Raw genomic sequence first — 17,422 nt, forward strand, 5'->3', positions numbered from 1 at the left:
GGTGCCCGCCGCGGCGGGGCTACTGTTGATCGAACCGGTGAGCGAGACGGGTGGTGACGGATGGAGTGGCGGGAGTACGCGGAGGCGATGGCCCGGCTCGCCAGGGACCTGCTGGAGCAGGACTCGGTACAGGCGACGCTGGACGCGATCTCCGCCGCGGCGGTGGAACTCGTCGAGGGCTGTGAGTTCGCGGGCATCCTCGCGGTGCGCAAGGGCAAGGCGGTCACCCTGTCCGCCACCCACGACATCGTCCGTGAGTCCGACCGGCTCCAGGGAGAGCTGGGGGAGGGGCCGTGCTTCGACCTGGCCCGGCGCAGAAGCGGCGACCGCGTCTACCGCATCCCCGACATGACCGCGCCCCAGCCCCACTGGGAGCGTTTCGCGTCGTCGGCCCGCGACCTGGGCGTGTCCAGCATGACGGGGGTGCTGCTGTACACGGACCAGGAGGACTTCGGGGCGCTGAACCTGTACGGCTCCCGCCCGGGGGCCTTCGGCGAGGAGATCGAGACGGCCGGCTGGCTGCTGGCCTCGCACGCCGCCGTGGCTCTGGCCAGCGCGCGCACCATCGACCAGCTCGAGCACGGGCTGGAGAGCCGGCACGCCATCGGGGAGGCCATGGGCATTCTGCGTGAGCGCCACGGGCTGAGCGAGGAGGACGCCTTCAACGTGATGCGGCGCATCTCGCAGGAGCACAACGTCAAGCTGCGCGACATCGCCGAGCGGGTACGCGACGCCCCTCCCGGGACGGTCTGACCGGCCGCCCGCGGGATGCCGTCCGTCCTGGTGGCGATCCGGTCCGCCCCGGTGGCGGCCCGTTGGGCGGATCAGCACGGATCCTTTCCCGCGGCGCCCGGCGCAGCGGATCCGGGTCCGCCGGCGCCGCGGGGCCGCGCGCGCCGGGCAGCAGGAGCGATACGTCGATGTGCTTGCCCCCGTCCCGCGCCGTCACGGAGAGCGTGTGGCTGATCGCCTTGACGATCTCGAGGCCGTGGCCGCCGATCCGCTGTCCGTCGCGGGACCGGACCTCGGGCATCCGGTGGGAGGAGTCCCACACCGAGATCCGGAGACGGTCACCGTCGGGAGACACCTCCAGACCGAGCCCGCAGGGCCCCGACGCGTGCTGTACGACGTTCGTGATCAGTTCGCTGACCACCAGTTGCGTGTCCTGCACCACGCGGTCGGGGACGGGGACGCGGTCGGTGGCACGGACACGGACGAGAAAGCGCTCCGCCGCTGCGCGGGCCTGGGCGGCGCTGATGGCGCCGCTGTCCCAGGTGGTGTTCCACCGCAGCGAGGCGTCCCCGTTCCGTTCCGGCTCATCCGACGCCTTCTGCCTAAGCGGGATGGCCATGAAAATGCCTCGGTTGTCACTGGGTACGTAGCTGATCTGAATCAGTCGGCTACCCCGAAGCCGGATCAGTAGCCGCTTTCCGGCCCACCAGTGTCGGAGGCGCAGGTCACTCGCCTCGGAGATGGGCCATATTGGTTGTATGTCCACTCTCGTCGTGTCTGGGTCGTGGTTCGGCGGGCAACCGGTGGGCGGGGTGGCTGACGGCTTCACTCGACAGTCGGTGGAGGCGCTATGCGGCCTGATCCCCAGGGGGACGGTTCACTGGACGAGGCGCTCGGGTCGGCGCTGACCGGCGTGGTGCGCCGCACCGGCGCGTCCATCGGCGGTCTGTTCCTCACCGAGGAGCCGCGAGGGGTCCTGCGCATGGTGGCCGTGTGCGGGGTGCCGCAGGAGTTCACCGCTCCGTGGCGGCGCCTGCCGCTCACCGCCCCCGCGCCGCTCACCGAGGCGATCAGGGAACGCCGGATGGTGTGGGTCGCGGGCCACGACGAGATGGCGCGCCGCTATCCGCGCACCGCCGCCGTGCTGCCGTACCGGTTCGCTCTCGCCGCGGTCCCCGTGACCGGTGCGCGCCGGTGCTGGGGCGGCCTGGTGCTGCTGTGGCCCGACGAACGGGCGCGCGCCGCGTCCGCGCGTGAACGCGGCCACATCACCGCCAGCGCGCACCAGCTCGCCCGTCTGCTGGACGACTCGCCCGCGCCACCGGACCTGCCCGAGCTGCCCCGCGTCTTCCGCGTCGACACCGTGCGCCACCCCCTGCTGACCGGCACGGCCGCGGCCGATTACCTCGAACGCGTTCCCGAGGGCGCCGTGTCCCTCGATCTGGAGGGCCGGGTCACCTTCGCCAGCACCACGGCCGCCCGGCTGCTCGGGCGCTCGGTGGAGGAACTGCTCGGCACCCGGCCCTGGCAGTCCCTGCCGTGGCTGGACGACCCTGTGTACGAGGATCAGTACCGCACGGTCGTCGTCAGCCGGGCGCCCGCCTCCTTCGACGCCCTGCGGCCGCCGGACCAGTGGCTGACCTTCCGGCTCTACCCCGACGGCAGCGGCATCAGCGTCCGCGTCGTCCCGGGCCGGGAGCAGGCCGCCGACCCCGCGGCACCGGTGGCGCGGCGTACCGCCACGCCGGCACCGACGGGACGGCTCTACCAGCTCGTCCACCTCGCGGCCGCGCTCACCGAGATCGTCACCGTGCGGGACCTCGTCACGCTCGTCACCGACCAGATCCTCCCCGCGTTCGGCGCCCAGGGCATGGTCCTCTCGGCCGTCGACGCGGGCCGGCTGAGCATCGTCGGCCACTACGGCTATCCCGGCCACGTGGTGGAGCGCCTGGACGCGCTGCCGTTGGACACCGAGCTCACACCGGCCGGTGACGTCCTGGCGGCCGGCGTCCCCGCCTTCATCTCCAGTCCGGCCGAGCTCGCCCGCAGCCACCCCCAGGCAGCCCGGCTCAGCGGCAAACAGGCGTGGGCCTTCCTGCCGCTGGTCGTCTCCGGCCGCCCCGTCGGCTGCTGCATCCTGACATACGACCGTCCGCACGACTTCAGCGCCGACGAGCGCGCCGTGCTCACCTCACTGGCGGGGCTCGTCGCGCAGGCGCTGGACCGCGCCGGCCTGTACGACTCCCAGCACCGTCTCGTCCACGAACTCCAGCAGGCGCTCCTGCCCCGCGCCCTGCCCCCGGTGCCGGGGCTCGAGGTCGCCACCCGCTATCTGCCGGCCGGTCACGGCCTGGACGTGGGCGGGGACTTCTACGACCTGCTGCGCCTGGACGACGGCACCGCCGCGGCCGTCATCGGCGACGTGGAGGGGCACAGCGTCGCAGCGGCCGCGCTCATGGGGCAGGTCCGCACCGCCATCCACGCCCACGCGACGGCGGGGGCGACACCGGACCAGGTCCTGGCCCGCACCAACCAGCTGCTGGCGGACCTGGACTCCGAACTGCTCGTCGCGTGTCTGTACGTGCAACTCGACCTGACCGGGCACCTCTTGCGCCTCGCCAGCGCCGGGCACCTTCCGCCGCTGATCAGACCGGCGCCGCGGCACGCGACGACACTGGACGTCGAACCGGGGCCCCTGCTGGGCATCGGCACACGAGTCCGCTATCCCGTCACCGCCGCCGCCCTGCCCGAGGGAGCGATCCTCGCCCTGCACACGGACGGGCTGGTGGAACACCCGGGCACCGACGTCGCGCAGACCACGATGGAACTGGCCGCACATCTCGCCGGTGCCGACGGCGGTGACCTCGCGGACCTCGCCGACAGCCTCGTCCGGCACGCCTGGCCGGGCGGCCGGCGCACCGACGACGTGACCGTGCTGCTGCTGCGGGCCCTGGCCGGGCCGGAGCGGTGAGGTGGAGCGAGGCGGACGCGGCCTAGCGGGCGGTTCCGAAGTCCTGGGTCCAGTAGCTGTTGGGCTGCGCGAGACCGACGCCGATCTCCTTGAACGAGCAGTTGAGGATGTTGGCCCGGTGACCGGGGCTGGACATCCAGCCGGCCATGACCTGCTCCGCCGTGGAGTAGCCGTAGGCGACGTTCTCGCCGTAGGAGCTCCAGGTGTAGCCGGCGCCGGTGATCCGGTCGCCGGGGGAGGAGCCGTCGGATCCGGTGTGTGACATGTTCTGGTGGGCGGCCATGTCCTGGCTGTGCTGCTGCGCGGCCTTGGTGAGGGTCGCGTTCAGGGTCAGCGGGGAGCAACCGGCCTTGCCGCGCTCGGCGTTGACCAGTTCCAGGATCTGGGCGGTGACGCCGGAGGCCGTGGCGGTGGCGGTGGGCCTCGGGGTGCTCGGCGCGGTGGTGGCCGCGGGTGCGGTGGGCCGGGGCGTGGTCCTGGGAGCCGTGCCGGCGGGCTTCGGGGCGCGCTGGGGCGTGGTGGCGGTGGGCCGGGGAGCGCTGGGGGACACCTTGACGGTGTGCTTGTGCCTGTGCACGTGCCGGTGGTGGTGCTTCGGCACCCGCTTCTCGGGGGTGGCCGCGGGGGCGCTCGATGCGGTCGTGCTCGGTGCGGTCGTACTCGGGGCGGTCGTGCTCGGTGCGGTCGCACTCGGCGTCTGCGACGGCAGCCAGCTGGGCGCGATGCCACCGTCACCGTGCCAGTAGCGCTGCCCGTGGTCGTCGTACCGGCTCTGGGCGGCGGCGGCCTGCGCGGCGACGGGGCGGTCCGCTCCGCCGTCCGGCCACTCGCCGCAGGCCATGGCTATGGACGGCACTCCGACGGCGCTCACCGCGACCGCAGCGATGACCACCCGCCGGTAATGCTGCTTCTTGCGATGCTCTCCCATTGCGTGACCTCACTCGCTGGTCGTTGCGCGTCCGGATGTCGCCGACGCGTCGCGGACTCCGCTCCCGACCTGCGGGAACGCCTTGCGGATCGTCATTCTTAGGAAGCCTTCACATGGCATGCAAAGAGGCCGTCGTACTACCGCGCCTAGTAGCCGCGGGCGGCCCTTGCCAAGGGTGACCGGGCGTGCAGGCCGGGCGCGAGCGGTACCCACCCACCACTGCCGCTCCGTCAGAAACCGTCGTGCGCCACGAGGACGGGAGGCGCGCCCGGCCGGACGGAACGCCGTCCGGCCGGGTCTGATCCACTTCCACACCAAGACGGACAAATCCCATATGTCGCCAGAGTGACGTCTACTAACCGACCCGCTCATGTCGCGGGAGCGCTGTGAGGGATGTCACGGAACCACGGATTCCGGTTGTTGCCGGAGCGCCCGGGCCCCGGTCCGGCCGGTCCGGCCGGTCAGAGGCGCACGGTCATCGCCACGGTCACGTCGTCGCCCGCGGACAGGCCCCGCCGCGCACCGCCTTCTTCAGCGGCAGCGGACAGCCGCCGTCCTTCGGGAAGAGCGACGTGGAGAAGCCGCTGCCGCCGATCCGGGCGTCGACCGGAATCACGCCCCAGCCCTACGTGGCCACCGAGGCGATCTGCCGGATGTCGGCGGACTCCTCCGCGGGCACGGCGACGAAGTAGAACGGTGACGGCCCCCGCCACTCGATCACCCGACCGTCGAAGACAAGTACCATGCGCGCTGCTCCAGTTGACCGAGGAGGGCCGGATCGTGCTCAGAGTGCCCGCGGTGGGAGGGCAGGGCCTTCGCCGCCGTCCGGCCCGGGGCGTCAGGCCGGTTCGCCCCGCCAGGCGCCGTCCCGCAGAGCCCAGCGCACGGCCGGTGCCACGCAGAGCCCGGCCAGGGCGAACACCACACCGAGCACCGCCCAGCCGAAGGTGCCGTGGGCGATCGCGGTGACCGTGACCAGGGCCGGCCCCGCCATCATCCCCGCCGACGCGCCCGTGCCGAACACCCCCTGGTAGACGCCGTGCGCGCGGGCGTCGGCGAGTTCATAGCCGAGGGTCCAACCGCCCGCCGCCGACAGCACCTCGGCGAACACCTGCACCACCGCCCCGGCCGTCAGCGACAGCACCGCCCACACGGGGGAGAGGCCCGCGGACAGCGCGTACACCGCGCAGGCCGCCGCCAGCAGCAGCCCCGACCAGCCCATCGCCCGTACCGCCGTGTGCACTTGGGAGGCGCGCCGGGCGACCCGCACCTGAAGCAGCGCCACCAGCACACAGTTGACGATCATCAGCAGGGCCGCCGTCCAGCGCGGAGCCGTGGTGCGCTGCACGATCCACAGCGGCAGCCCCACCTCGGCCAGCGTGTACTGCACCACCAGCACCGCGTTGAGTACCGTCACCGTCAGGAAGGGCAGGTCGCGCACCGCTCGCCAGCGCTCGGCCGCCGGAGCGCCGGCGGCCGGGACCGCACGTTCCCGCGCGTGCGACGCCGGCGCCAGCCGGGGCAGCAGCAGCGCGGGGCCCGCGAAGGACAGCGCGTTCAACGCGATCACCGTCAGGTAGGCGCCCTCCGTGTCCACCTGCAGAGCGACCGCGCCCAGCGCGCCGCCCACGCCCATCCCGACGTTCGTCACCATCCGCAGATACGCCCGCGCCTCCACGCGTGTCGCCGGCGGCAGCACCTCCGCGTACAGCGCGCCCTGCACCCCGCGGCTCGCCATCTGCAGTCCCGTCGCGCAGATCACCGCGACGAGGAACGCGGCGTAGGAACCCACGAGGACGTACGAAGCCGTGGCGATGCCCGTGCCGCCCCACAGCAGGGAGCCGACCCGCCGGGCGCCCCACCGGTCCGCGGCCCGCCCGGCGGGCACCCCCGCGGTCACGCCCACCAGGCCCGCGACCGTCATCCCGAGCCCGACGGCGGTCGCCTCCAGGCCGACGACACGCGTGAAGTACAGGACGCCCAGCGGGAAGTACAGCCCGTTGCCCAGGGAGTTGACCGCGGTCAGCACGGTGGCGAGGCGCAGCACCGGGTCGGCCGGCAGCAGCCCGCCCGCCCGGGTCGCCCGCCCCGCCCGCGAACCGCCGTCCTCGTCAACGGACTTCGGAAGTGGTGTGGTGGTCATGCCGGACAGCCAACCCCGTCCCCGCCCCGGTCCGACAATGATTTAGCGTGACACTCAATGATCGAGTTCCGCTTCGCCATCGGCGACCTGGCCACCACCTCCTTCGCCTACTCCCCGCTGCAGGAGGCGGTGTTCTCGCTGCGGTGTCTGCACGACCCCGCGCGGTACCCGCACCACCGGCCGTGGCTGCGCCGTTTCCGCCCGAGCCTGGAGCACCTGGACCACGAACTGCTCACCGCCCTGGTCGCTCCCTGGCTGTGGGTGCCGGACTTCCTCACCCCGCGCCCGGCACGGGCCCGGCCGGTCTTCGCGCACGAACTCGACGAGGTCCGACGTACCCCACCGGACGTCGTCGCCGCCGACTTCCGGGCCACCTACCGCGCCGCGGACACGCTTCCCCCGCTCGTCGCGCGGGGCCTGGCCGACCCGGCGGCCTTCCTCGTCCGGCTCACCGACGCCCTCGACGCCTACTGGCGCATCTGCCTCGCCGACGCGTGGTGGCCGCGTACGCAGAGCATCATGGAGGCCGATCTCGCCCACCGGGCACGGATGCTGGCGGAACAGGGCGCGGCCGCCCTGTTCGCCGGGCTCGACCCGCGACTCGTGTGGACCGGCGGTCACCTCCGTCTGCACCGCGAGGGTGACACCGCTCCGTGGCCGTCGGCCGACATCCGTATCGCGGGACGCGGCATGGTGCTGGTGCCGACGCTCTTCGCGCGCGGCGCCCAGACGATGATCGACGCGTCCCGCCCGCCGCTCCTCGTCTATCCGGCCCGCGGCCGCGCCACGCTCTCCGAGACGCCGCCCCCGGTCACCGACCGTGCCCTGGTCCGGCTCCTCGGCCGGCCCCGCGCCCGGCTGCTGCGCCTGCTCGCCGAACCGGCTTCCACGACCGAACTCGCCCACCGTCTGGACGTCACCCCGGGCGCCGTCAGCCAGCACCTGGCCGTCCTCTACGACGCGGGCCTGCTCAGCCGCACCCGTAGCGGCCGCACCGTCCGCTACCGGCGCACGCCGCTCGGCGACGCGCTGTGCCGGTAGCGGACGGCGCCGCCGGGGCGTCCGGTCAGCCGGCGGCGAGCAGTTCGAGGGTGTCGATCACACGGTTCGAGAAGCCCCACTCGTTGTCGTACCAGGCGACCACCTTCACATGACGCCCGTCGACCCGGGTGAGGGCCGAGTCGAAGATCGACGAGGCCGGGTTGCCCGTGATGTCGGACGACACCAGCGGGTCCTCGGAGTACTCCAGGACGCCGGCCAGCGGCCCCTCGGCCGCGGCCCGGTAGGCCGCCAGCACGTCGTCGCGCGTCACGTCACGCGCGACGGTCGTGTTCAGTTCGACGATCGAGCCCACCGGAACCGGCACCCGGATCGAGTCGCCCGACAGCCGGCCGTCGAGGTTCGGCAGCACCAGACCGATCGCCTTGGCGGCGCCCGTCGTGGTCGGCACGATGTTGACGCCGGCGGCGCGGGCCCGGCGGGCGTCGCGGTGCGGACCGTCCTGCAGGTTCTGCTCCTGCGTGTAGGCGTGCACCGTCGTCATGAAGCCGTGCTCGATCCCCGCGAGTTCGTCGAGCACCGCGGCGAGCGGGGCGAGCGCGTTGGTCGTGCAGGAGGCGTTCGAGACGATCGTGTGCCGGGCCGGGTCGTAGGCACCGGTGTTCACCCCGAACGCGAGCGTGACGTCCGCGCCGTCCGACGGCGCGCTGACGAGCACCTTGCGCGCTCCCGCGGAGACATGGGCGTGGGCCGCCTTCGCCGACGTGAAACGGCCGGTCGCCTCCAGCACGATGTCGACGCCGAGTTCGCCCCACGGCAGCCGCTCCGGCTCACGCTCGGCAAGCACCCTGATGCGGCGGCCGTCGACGACGAGGGCGTCACCGTCGGCGGTCACCGGCCGGCCGAGCCGGCCGGCCGTCGTGTCGTAGGCGAGCAGCCGCGCCAGCGTGGCGGGCTCCGTGAGGTCGTTGACGGCCACGACCTCCAGGTCGCTGTCACGCTCCAGCAGGGCGCGCAGCACATTGCGGCCGATGCGGCCGAAACCGTTGATGGCGATACGAGTCATGAGTGGTGTCCCTTCGCTCGCCACCAGGTTCGCGGGCGGCGGCGGCCGCTGACAGAGGCGGGATCGCCACAGTTCGCAAGGATCGCGCCAGCCGGTCGCGGGCTACTCGCCGCGGGTGAAGGTGCGCCGGTACTCGCTCGGGGTGGTGCCGAGGACCTGCTGGAAGTGCAGCCGCAGATTCGCGGCCGTGCCGAGACCCACGTCGGCGGCGACCTGCTCGACGCTCCGCTCCGAACGCTCCAGCAGCTCGCGCGCCACGTCCACGCGGGCCCGCATCACCCACTGCATCGGCGTGTACCCGGTCTCCTCGACGAACCGGCGTGAGAACGTGCGCGGCGACACCGCCGCGTGCCGGGCGAGCACGTCCAGGGTGAGCGGCCGGCCGAGCCGGTGCAGCGCCCACTCGCGGGTCGCCGCGAACCGTTCGCCGAGCGGTTCGGGCACGCTGCGCGGCACGTACTGCGCCTGGCCGCCGCTGCGGTAGGGCGCCGCGACCAGACGCCGGGCCGCGTGGTTCGCCGGGGCCACCCCGAGATCGCGGCGCAGGATGTGCAGGCACAGGTCGAGGCCGGAGGCGGCACCGGCCGACGTCAGCACGCTGCCCTCGTCGACGAAGAGCACGTTCTCGTCGACCCGGACGAGCGGGTGCCGCGCCGCCAGCGCCCGGGCGTAGTGCCAGTGCGTCGTGGCGCGGCGGCCGTCCAGCAGACCCGTCGCGGCGAGCGCGAAGGCGCCCGTCGAGATCGCGGCGAGCCGCGCGCCCCGTTCGTGGGCGGCGAGCAGCCCGTCGACGACGGCCGGCGGCGGATCCTCACGATCCGGGAATCTGTATCCGGGGATGAAGACGCTCTGGGCCCACGCGAGCGCTTCCAGGCCGTGCGCGACGTGGTACGACAGACCGTCGCCACCGGTCACCAGGCCGGGCGCCGCCCCGCACACCCGCACCTCGTACGGCATGCTCGCCCGCGTCGTGAACACCTGGGCGGGAATGCCGACGTCCAGCGGCTTCGCACCCTCCAGGACGAGCACGGCGACACGGTGCGGATGCGGGGCTGAGGTGGACACGAGCAGCAGGCTACGCGGCGCCCGGACACACCGCGGACCGGCGAGTCCGGCCCTGCGTCCGGGCAGCCGGTCCGCGTCCCTGCCCCGAGAACGGCCCCGGTCCTACCAGTAGTGCCGGCGCCCCGCGACCGCGTGCCCCATGGAGCCGAGGATCCACAGGACCGCGCCGATCACCACGAGGATGATGCCGATGGTCCACAGGATGGAGATCCCCGTGAGGAAGCCGATGATGAGCAGGATGACTCCGAGGGCGATCATGACGTGCCTCCTGTCGAAGTAACACTCCATATGTCCGTGTGCCCCGAAGTGAGGCGTCAAGCCACCCACCGAAGCAACAATTCAGGACAGATCCAAAACTTTAAATAAGTCTGAAGCAACAAATCTTGACGCCATCGATCGCGCTTCGTACGTTCCGCAACGGCCGCAACGAAAGACGAACTCGGCTGACACCCCACCTTGTTGGCAGCACGTCCCGTCCTTCGAGGAGCAGACGATGCGCGGAGAGAGATCAGCAGTCACCGGACCCGGGCCCGCACAGGGACACGGACCCGGAACAGAAACCGAGGTCACCGGCACCGGGCCCAGGCCGCCGCGGCGCCCCTACGCACGCGTGCGATCCCTGCTGGCCGTCCTGGCGCTCGTGCTCGGCGCGCTGGCCGGCCTGAGCGGGCCGGCCGAGGCCGCCGGCGCGCAGCCCTGCGACATCTACGGCGGGGCCGGCACCCCGTGCGTCGCCGCGCACAGCACGGTGCGCGCCCTCTACGGCGCCTACAACGGACCCCTGTACCGGGTCACCCGCGCCTCGGACGGCGCCGCCACCGACATAGGACTGCTGGCGGCGGGCGGCTACGCGGACGCCGGCCGCCAGGACACCTTCTGCGGCGGAACGACCTGCCGCAGCACGAAGATCTACGACCAGACCGCACGCCACAACGACCTGACCCCGGGACCCGCCGGAACCGCCGGCATGGGCGCGGACCGCGGGGCGGACGCCAGTGAGATCGCGGTCACCGCGGGCGGCCACAAGGTCTACGGCGTGTGGATCTCACCCGGCGTCGGCTACCGGTACACCGGCGTGGCCTCGGGCGTCGCGGTGAACGGACAGCCCGAGGGCGCCTACATGGTGGCCAGCGGCACCCACGTCGGCTCGGCTTGCTGCTTCGACTACGGCAACGCCGAGAGCACACCGGCCGACACCGGAAACGGCCACATGGACGCGGTCAGCATCGCCACCACGTGCTACTTCGCCCCGTGCACCGGTGCGGGGCCCTGGGTCGAGGCGGACCTGGAGAACGGCATGTTCCAGGGCGGCGACGGCTCCAACACCGCCAACCGCGGCAACAACAGCGCGTACGTGACCGCGGTGCTGAAGAACGACGGCCGGACGAGATACGCCCTGAAGGGCGGCAACTCCCAGTCCGGCGCGCTGACCACGTGGTGGGACGGGGCCCTGCCCACCCGGGGCGGCTACCAGCCGATGCACCAGGAGGGCGGCATCATCCTCGGCACGGGCGGCGACAACAGCAACTGGAACATGGGCACGTTCTTCGAGGGCGTGATGGTCGCCGGCTATCCGACCGACGCGGCCGAGAACGCCGTGCAGGCCAACATCGTGTCGGTCGGCTACTCCGGGCGGACGGACGTGCCCAACGGCCCCCAGGGCACGGTCACCGGCCCCGGTGGCAAGTGCGTCGACGTCGCGGCGGACGACACCGGCGTCAACGGCACCGCCGTACAGCTCTGGGACTGCCAGACGTACGCCGAGGACCAGTTCTGGACCCACAACCCCGACGGCTCGCTCGGCACGCTCGGCCGGTGCCTCGACATCAACGGCAACGGTACGGCCAACGGCACGAAGGTCGAACTGTGGGACTGCAACGGCGCCGGCGGCCAGAAGTGGGTGCAGCAGACCGACGGTTCGCTCCTGAACCCGCAGTCGGGCCGCTGCCTGGACTCGCCCAGCGGCGCCACCGGCAACGGCACCCGGCTGCAGATCTGGGACTGCAACGGCGCCTCCGCCCAGAAGTTCTCCGCCAACGGCGGCGCGCCCGTCGCCGGCCCCGGTGGCAAGTGCGTCGACGTCGCGGCGGACGACACCGGCGTCAACGGCACCGCCGTACAGCTCTGGGACTGCCAGACCTGGGCGGTCGACCAGCACTGGTTCCACCACGCCGACAACTCCCTGAGCACACTGGGCCGTTGTCTCGACATCGAGGGCAACGCAACGGCGAACGGCGCGAAGGTCGAGCTGTGGGACTGCAACGGCGCCGGCGGCCAGAAGTGGGTGCAGCAGACGGACGGTTCGCTCCTGAACCCCCAGTCGGGCCGCTGCCTGGACGCGCCCAGCGGCGCCACCGCGAACGGCACCCGGCTGCAGATCTGGGACTGCAATGGATCGGCGGCGCAGAGGTTCCGGCTCAACTGAGTGCGCATCATGTGCAGAGAAAGTCACAAAGGCTCCTCCGGTGTTGTTTCTTACTTCAATCACTGCCGGGAGCTGGGGCTATGCCCACGGGTTCCGTCGAGGGCGAGGGGATCTGGTGGAGGTGTGTGCGGGAGTCGCTTCCCTCCCGCACACACGGGGTTGATCTGTGCGTGACAACTGGGCACGCTCCGGGACGCACCGGTCTTCGTCGCCGGTGCGTCCCCCCACTCAACCCCCCACATACGACGAGGAGATCCCTCTTGACGACCCATCAGCACCGCATGGGGAAGGCAAGGATCGCCACCGCGATCGCCTCCGTGACGGCCGTCGTCGGTACCGCCATGGCCGTTTCACCCACGGCCCACGCCGAACGCCCCGCCGAGGGCACGGTCTACGGGATGCACGCCCGGGGCGCGGTCGCCGGCAGCTACATCGTCCTGCTGGACCAGAAGGCGTCACAGGCGCGGAAGGCGGACCTGGCGGAGCAGTACGGCGGCGAACTCGGCCGCACCTACGGATCGGCGGTCAACGGTTTCTCGGCCACGAGCCTCACCGAGACCGAGGCCAAGCGGCTGGCCGCCGATCCCGAGGTCTCGACCGTGGTCCAGAACAAGAAGTTCCACATAACCGCCACCCAGGACAACCCGCCGTCCTGGGGCCTGGACCGGATCGACCAGGCCGACACGGCCGGCGACCACAAGTACACCTACCCCGACAAGGCCGGGGAGGGGGCGACCGCGTACGTCATCGACACCGGCGTCCGCATCAGCCACAAGGACTTCGGAGGCCGCGCCTCCTACGGCTTCGACGCCGTCGACAACGACGACAGCGCCGACGACGGCAACGGCCACGGCACCCACGTCGCCGGGACCATCGCCGGGACCGCCCACGGCGTCGCGAAGAAGGCCAAGATCGTCGCCGTCAGAGTCCTCGACAACAACGGTTCCGGCACCACCGAGCAGGTCGTGGCCGGCATCGACTGGGTGACCAAGAACCACAAGGGTCCCTCCGTCGCCAACATGAGCCTCGGCGGCGGCGCCGACCCGGCCCTCGACGCGGCGGTCGGCAAGGCCATCGCCGCCGGGGTCACCTTCGCGGTCGCGGCCGGCAACGAGTCCACCGACGCCAAGAACAGCTCGCCCGCACGGGTGCCGGAGGCCCTCACCGTGGCCTCCAGCACCAACGTCGACGCGCAGTCCGACTTCTCCAACTTCGGTTCCGTCGTCGATCTGTACGCGCCGGGATCGGACATCACCTCGGACTGGAACGACAGCGACGAGGGGACGAAGACGATCTCCGGCACCTCCATGGCGACCCCCCATGTCACCGGTGCCGCCGCCGTCTACGTCGCCGGCCACCCGGACGCCACACCGGCTCAGGTCGCGACAGCCCTGACCGGCGGGGCGAGCGCCGACAAGATCACCGGCGTCGGCAGCGGAACGCCCAACAAGCTGCTGAAGGTGACCGAGTAACGACACCGTCCGCGGCCCGGCGACCCCACTCGCCGGGCCGCTGACTGTTACTCACTTTCGGGTGAGACCGGTACGACGGGCTTGGGTCCGATGTGCCGGGTGGCGTCCTCACATGACTCATTCACCGCATTAATGGACATTGCATCCGAGAGTCACGGAAATGTGCGTGAATCGTAACGGGCTTCGTGTGTCCGCCGGCGACGCGGCCCGCTGCCTGCACGGTGTGGCTGTGCGGCCGCCCGGCCGCCACCCGCACAACCCTGAGAAGGGGGACACCTTGTCCGCTTCTGTCTTCGTGACCGCACGTCGTGTCGCTGCCGCCACTGTCGCCGCGGCGGCCGTCGTGGGCGCGGCGGCACTGCCGGCCTCGGCTGCCGACCACGGCCGTTACCAGCGCGCACAGGTCGTCATCAGCGCCGTGCAGCACGGCTCCCACGTCCGCGACGCCCGCGCCCTGAACAGGGAATGGGTCGAGATCACCAACGAGGGCCGCCGAGACGTCAACCTGAACGGCTGGACGCTGTCCGACGCGGACGGCCACACCTACGTCTTCCGCTACTACCGGCTCGAGGGGCACGAGACGGTCCGCGTCCACACCGGCAACGGCCGGGACCACGTCGGTGACGTCTACCAGGACCGCGGCCGCCAGGTGTGGGACAACAACGACACCGCGACCCTGCGCGACAGCCGTGGTCGCTACATCGACTCCGCCTCCTGGGGCAACGACCGCCACGGCCGCTGGGGCGGCGACTACCGCGACCACCGGGGCGACGACCGCCACGGCCGCTGGGGCGGCGACTACCGCGACCACCGGGGCGACGACCGCCGCTACGACGGCGACCGCCGCGGTGACCGCCGCCACGACGACCGCGGTGACCGCCGCCACGGCGGCTGGCACGGCAACCACCGCTGATCCGACACTCGGCAGTTCTTGACCCGCGGCGCGTCACTCACTCGAAGTGGCGCGCCGCGGGCCGTTTTTCGCCAGTTGGCCGATGAATGGCCGTATTGCCCGACAGGGCCGGTTCCCGCACACTGTGCGGTGACCAGGGGGAGGGGCGCATGGCCACGGCCGCGGACGAACTGCGTCAACTGTTGGCGGAGTTCATCGGACAGCAGCGCAGACTTGAACGACTCATTGGTTGGGGCAAGCCGACGCCTGACCGGCTGGCCGCCGCGACGGAGGTCTTGTTTGCCGCGCGGTTGCTGCTCGCTGAGGCCGAGGACGTGATCAGGGACGGGCCCGGGCCGGCCGACGGGTTCGACGCGGAGGACGCATGTACGTGCCTGGCGATCCTCGTACCCACCCTCCTGGCTTCTGTGGGCTACGAGGATCCGCCACCGCCCACCTTCACGGGGATTCTGACCGACCTGGCCGAGGCCCGGGTAAGCCTCAACCGCCCGGGGGCCGAGCCGGCCAAAGCCGAAGCACTGGCGAGTCTCAACGAGATCATCGAGGTCGTAGGAAGGGAAGCCGACAAGGTCGCGGCCGGTGAGACGCCCAGGTACTGGCGGTCCCGCCTCCAGGGAGCTGTGAGAGTGTCCCGGGCACTCATCCCACACGTGGCCACCACCACCGCCATCGCTCTGGCCTCCACGGCTTCCGGCGGGCCGTTCGCCGCCGCGCTGTCAACCGTCGGGAGCTCGCTGGCGGCGCTTCTGCTGCCGGACGGTGAAAAGCTCAAGGCGTTGTTCGAGCCGCCGAAACTCGGGGCGTCCGCCATCGCCCTGCACAAGACTGCGGCGGAGAGGGCCTTGAAGGAAGGGCGTAGCCTGCTCAAGCAGTCCGAGGAACCGGCCGGAAAGACCGATTCCTTGGAGTGGGTGGAGCAAGCCCATGCCGCCGTGAGGCTCCACCTACGCGTTCTCGGGGACGTGCCGGGGGCCGACGTAGAAGACCTCGAGCGTGACGCCGACACCCTGTTGCAGGCATTCGAGCACGCGAAGAGTGTCGCCGACGGCACGCCGGAGGCCGAGCCCGACGCCCGCGGTCTTGACGAGGTGTTGGAGAGCTGGGAGGAGGAGACCGGCGGACAGACGATGATCGGTCAGACACGTTCCAGACGGCGGGTCCGCCAGGTCAACGCACCCGAGACCCCGCCGCCAGGCGGCACACCCAACGCCTCGCGCCCGGACACCCCGCCCCCCGGCACCCCGCCCCCAGGCGCCTCGCGCCCTCCCCGGCCTCAGAACGGCCCAGGCACCCTGGGTGTCTGACCCGCGGGGTCCGGACGCCCGTTCCGGCGTCCGGACCCTGAGTCACGTCATGCCGCGAGCGCGTGGCCCGGGTGCAGCACGACCTTCGTGTAACCCTCGATCCGCTTGTCGAACTTCTCGTACGCCCCAGGCGCGTCCTCGAGCGGCAGCTCGTGCGAGACCACGAAACTGGGCTTGGCGCGCCCGGCGATGATCATGTCGCGCAACTGGCGGTTGTACCGCTTGACGTTGCACTGACCGGTGCCCATCTGCTGGCCCTTCTCGAACATCCGGCCGATGGAGACCAGCAACTGGCCGTGCTTGGCGTGCTCGTCGGGACCGCCCGGGTCGGACGGCACGTACAGGCCGGGCACGCCGAGCATGCCGGTGGGCCGTACCGTCTCGACGAGGGTGTTGAGGACGACGGCGGGCTCCTCGTGGCTGACGTCCTTGTGGGACGTGGCCTGGTAGCCGACGGCGTCCACGCCCTTGTCGGTGCCCTCGCCCGAGGTCTGCTCCTTGATCTGCTCGGCCGGGTCGCCCTTGGTGAAGTCGATGGGGATGGCCCCGATCTCCTCCGCCTTGGCGAGCCGCTCGGGCACCCGGTCCACCGAGAACACCTTGGACGCACCGCGCAGCAGTGCCGAGTAGGCGGCCATCAGGCCGACCGGACCGGCACCGAACACGGCCACGGACTCACCGGGCGACACCTGCGCCAGCTCGCAGCCGTGGTACCCGGTCGGGAAGATGTCGGCGAGCAGCACGAAGTCCGTCTCGAACTCCTCGCCCGGCGGCAGCTTCAGGCAGTTGAAGTCGGCGAACGGCACCCGCAGCCGTTCCGCCTGGCCACCGAGGTAGGGACCCATCGCGACGTAGCCGTACGCTCCGCCCGCGAACCCCGGATTCACCGTCAGGCAGAACCCGGTCTTCCCGGCGAGGCAGTTCTTGCAGAACCCGCAGGCCACGTTGAACGGCATCACGACCCGGTCGCCCTTGGACAGGGAGACCACGCCGCTGCCGACCTCCTCGACGATGCCGAGGTTCTCGTGGCCGAAGACGATCCCGGCCTCCGCGGCCGTACGGCCCTCGTACATGTGCAGGTCGGACCCGCAGATCGCCGTCGACGTGACCCGTACGATCACGTCGTTCGGGTGCTGTATCTGCGGATCGTCGACGTCCCTCACCGTCACGTTGAACGGCTTCTCATAGACGACGGCTTTCACCTTCGGTCACCTCCGCGTCGAACGCCGGACGGCGGCGGCGACGGGCCGCTCCGTGGGGCACCCGGACAGGCGGGCCTGCGGCCGCGCCTCGCGGGCCCAGCGGAGTCCTCGCCGCGCTGCTGAACACTTCCAGCAAACGCCCGCCCGGCCCGATCCGCAAAGGCACGCCTCCTGTGGCCCCCAACCACCGTTTAAGTCGACG

14 protein-coding genes and 1 pseudogene are annotated in these 17,422 nt (G+C 71.7%); 7 read left to right on the plus strand and 8 right to left on the minus strand.

Features of this window, described 5'->3' with window-relative positions; genetic code table 11:
• Positions 1-60 precede the first annotated feature (60 nt).
• A complete protein-coding gene (locus ABZ478_RS20450; protein ID WP_359551358.1) occupies positions 61-753 on the plus strand; it encodes a GAF and ANTAR domain-containing protein in 693 nt (230 codons plus the stop codon).
• Here ABZ478_RS20450 and ABZ478_RS20455 read toward each other — a convergent pair.
• Positions 698-1,351 (minus strand): ATP-binding protein, encoded by a 654-nt coding sequence (locus ABZ478_RS20455; protein WP_359551360.1) that lies wholly within the window; start codon positions 1,349-1,351, stop codon positions 698-700. The genes ABZ478_RS20450 and ABZ478_RS20455 overlap by 56 nt on opposite strands.
• Positions 1,352-1,582: 231 nt before the next feature.
• Between ABZ478_RS20455 and ABZ478_RS20460 the strand changes: the two genes are divergently transcribed.
• A complete protein-coding gene (locus ABZ478_RS20460) occupies positions 1,583-3,703 on the plus strand; it encodes a SpoIIE family protein phosphatase (protein ID WP_359551363.1) in 2,121 nt (706 codons plus the stop codon).
• A gap of 22 nt (positions 3,704-3,725) precedes the next feature.
• Here ABZ478_RS20460 and ABZ478_RS20465 read toward each other — a convergent pair whose 3' ends face one another.
• The 3 genes and pseudogenes from ABZ478_RS20465 to ABZ478_RS20475 all read right to left on the minus strand — a co-directional run bounded on the left by ABZ478_RS20465 (position 3,726) and on the right by ABZ478_RS20475 (position 6,774).
• Positions 3,726-4,631, minus strand: a complete 906-nt coding sequence (locus ABZ478_RS20465) for a CAP domain-containing protein (protein WP_359551365.1) — start codon at positions 4,629-4,631, stop codon at positions 3,726-3,728.
• Between the two features lie 461 nt (positions 4,632-5,092).
• Positions 5,093-5,376, minus strand: a pseudogene (locus ABZ478_RS20470) (DUF1905 domain-containing protein).
• Positions 5,377-5,469: 93 nt separating this feature from the next.
• On the minus strand, positions 5,470-6,774 hold the full coding sequence (locus tag ABZ478_RS20475; protein ID WP_359551367.1) for an MFS transporter: 1,305 nt from the start codon (positions 6,772-6,774) through the stop codon (positions 5,470-5,472).
• Between the two features lie 57 nt (positions 6,775-6,831).
• Between ABZ478_RS20475 and ABZ478_RS20480 the strand changes: the two genes are divergently transcribed.
• Entirely contained in the window at positions 6,832-7,815 is a 984-nt protein-coding gene (locus ABZ478_RS20480; RefSeq protein WP_359551369.1) for a helix-turn-helix domain-containing protein, read from the plus strand.
• Positions 7,816-7,840: 25 nt separating this feature from the next.
• Here ABZ478_RS20480 and gap read toward each other — a convergent pair whose 3' ends face one another.
• The 3 genes from gap to ABZ478_RS20495 form a co-directional block, all read right to left on the minus strand.
• Positions 7,841-8,839: a type I glyceraldehyde-3-phosphate dehydrogenase gene (gene gap / locus ABZ478_RS20485; RefSeq protein ID WP_359551371.1), complete on the minus strand. Its 999-nt coding sequence runs from the start codon at positions 8,837-8,839 to the stop codon at positions 7,841-7,843.
• Positions 8,840-8,941: 102 nt separating this feature from the next.
• A complete protein-coding gene (locus tag ABZ478_RS20490; RefSeq protein ID WP_359551374.1) occupies positions 8,942-9,904 on the minus strand; it encodes a helix-turn-helix domain-containing protein in 963 nt (320 codons plus the stop codon).
• A gap of 102 nt (positions 9,905-10,006) precedes the next feature.
• Complete coding sequence (locus tag ABZ478_RS20495) at positions 10,007-10,162, minus strand: DUF6131 family protein (RefSeq protein WP_250402800.1); 156 nt, start codon at positions 10,160-10,162, stop codon at positions 10,007-10,009.
• Positions 10,163-10,514: 352 nt separating this feature from the next.
• Between ABZ478_RS20495 and ABZ478_RS20500 the strand changes: the two genes are divergently transcribed.
• The 4 genes from ABZ478_RS20500 to ABZ478_RS20515 all read left to right on the plus strand — a co-directional run bounded on the left by ABZ478_RS20500 (position 10,515) and on the right by ABZ478_RS20515 (position 16,018).
• Positions 10,515-12,329: an arabinofuranosidase catalytic domain-containing protein gene (locus tag ABZ478_RS20500; RefSeq protein WP_359551377.1), complete on the plus strand. Its 1,815-nt coding sequence runs from the start codon at positions 10,515-10,517 to the stop codon at positions 12,327-12,329.
• 341 nt (positions 12,330-12,670) lie between these two features.
• The gene (locus ABZ478_RS20505) at positions 12,671-13,801 is read left to right on the plus strand and encodes a S8 family peptidase (protein WP_359551668.1); all 1,131 of its coding nucleotides are present in this window, start codon (positions 12,671-12,673) and stop codon (positions 13,799-13,801) included.
• 295 nt (positions 13,802-14,096) lie between these two features.
• Positions 14,097-14,714, plus strand: a complete 618-nt coding sequence (locus ABZ478_RS20510; protein WP_359551380.1) for a lamin tail domain-containing protein — start codon at positions 14,097-14,099, stop codon at positions 14,712-14,714.
• A 149-nt stretch (positions 14,715-14,863) separates the two neighbouring features.
• Positions 14,864-16,018, plus strand: a complete 1,155-nt coding sequence (locus ABZ478_RS20515) for a hypothetical protein (protein ID WP_359551382.1) — start codon at positions 14,864-14,866, stop codon at positions 16,016-16,018.
• A 47-nt stretch (positions 16,019-16,065) separates the two neighbouring features.
• On the opposite strand, the gene ABZ478_RS20520 is transcribed toward ABZ478_RS20515, so the two are convergent.
• Entirely contained in the window at positions 16,066-17,220 is a 1,155-nt protein-coding gene (locus ABZ478_RS20520; RefSeq protein ID WP_359551384.1) for a glutathione-independent formaldehyde dehydrogenase, read from the minus strand.
• Between the last annotated feature and the right edge of the window lie 202 nt (positions 17,221-17,422).

The organism is Streptomyces sp. NPDC005706 (assembly GCF_040631045.1).
Classification (GTDB): Bacteria; Actinomycetota; Actinomycetes; order Streptomycetales; family Streptomycetaceae; genus Streptomyces.

Bases quoted from the DNA above. Each gene is read 5' to 3' on its own strand.
- ABZ478_RS20450 (WP_359551358.1), top strand. From the start codon at position 61: ATGGAGTGGCGGGAGTACGCGGAGGCGATGGCCCGGCTCGCCAGGGAC.
- ABZ478_RS20455 (WP_359551360.1), bottom strand. From the start codon at position 1,351: ATGGCCATCCCGCTTAGGCAGAAGGCGTCGGATGAGCCGGAACGGAAC.
- ABZ478_RS20460 (WP_359551363.1), top strand. From the start codon at position 1,583: ATGCGGCCTGATCCCCAGGGGGACGGTTCACTGGACGAGGCGCTCGGG.
- ABZ478_RS20465 (WP_359551365.1), bottom strand. From the start codon at position 4,631: ATGGGAGAGCATCGCAAGAAGCAGCATTACCGGCGGGTGGTCATCGCT.
- ABZ478_RS20475 (WP_359551367.1), bottom strand. From the start codon at position 6,774: ATGACCACCACACCACTTCCGAAGTCCGTTGACGAGGACGGCGGTTCG.
- ABZ478_RS20480 (WP_359551369.1), top strand. From the start codon at position 6,832: ATGATCGAGTTCCGCTTCGCCATCGGCGACCTGGCCACCACCTCCTTC.
- gap (WP_359551371.1), bottom strand. From the start codon at position 8,839: ATGACTCGTATCGCCATCAACGGTTTCGGCCGCATCGGCCGCAATGTG.
- ABZ478_RS20495 (WP_250402800.1), bottom strand. From the start codon at position 10,162: ATGATCGCCCTCGGAGTCATCCTGCTCATCATCGGCTTCCTCACGGGG.
- ABZ478_RS20505 (WP_359551668.1), top strand. From the start codon at position 12,671: ATGGCCGTTTCACCCACGGCCCACGCCGAACGCCCCGCCGAGGGCACG.
- ABZ478_RS20515 (WP_359551382.1), top strand. From the start codon at position 14,864: ATGGCCACGGCCGCGGACGAACTGCGTCAACTGTTGGCGGAGTTCATC.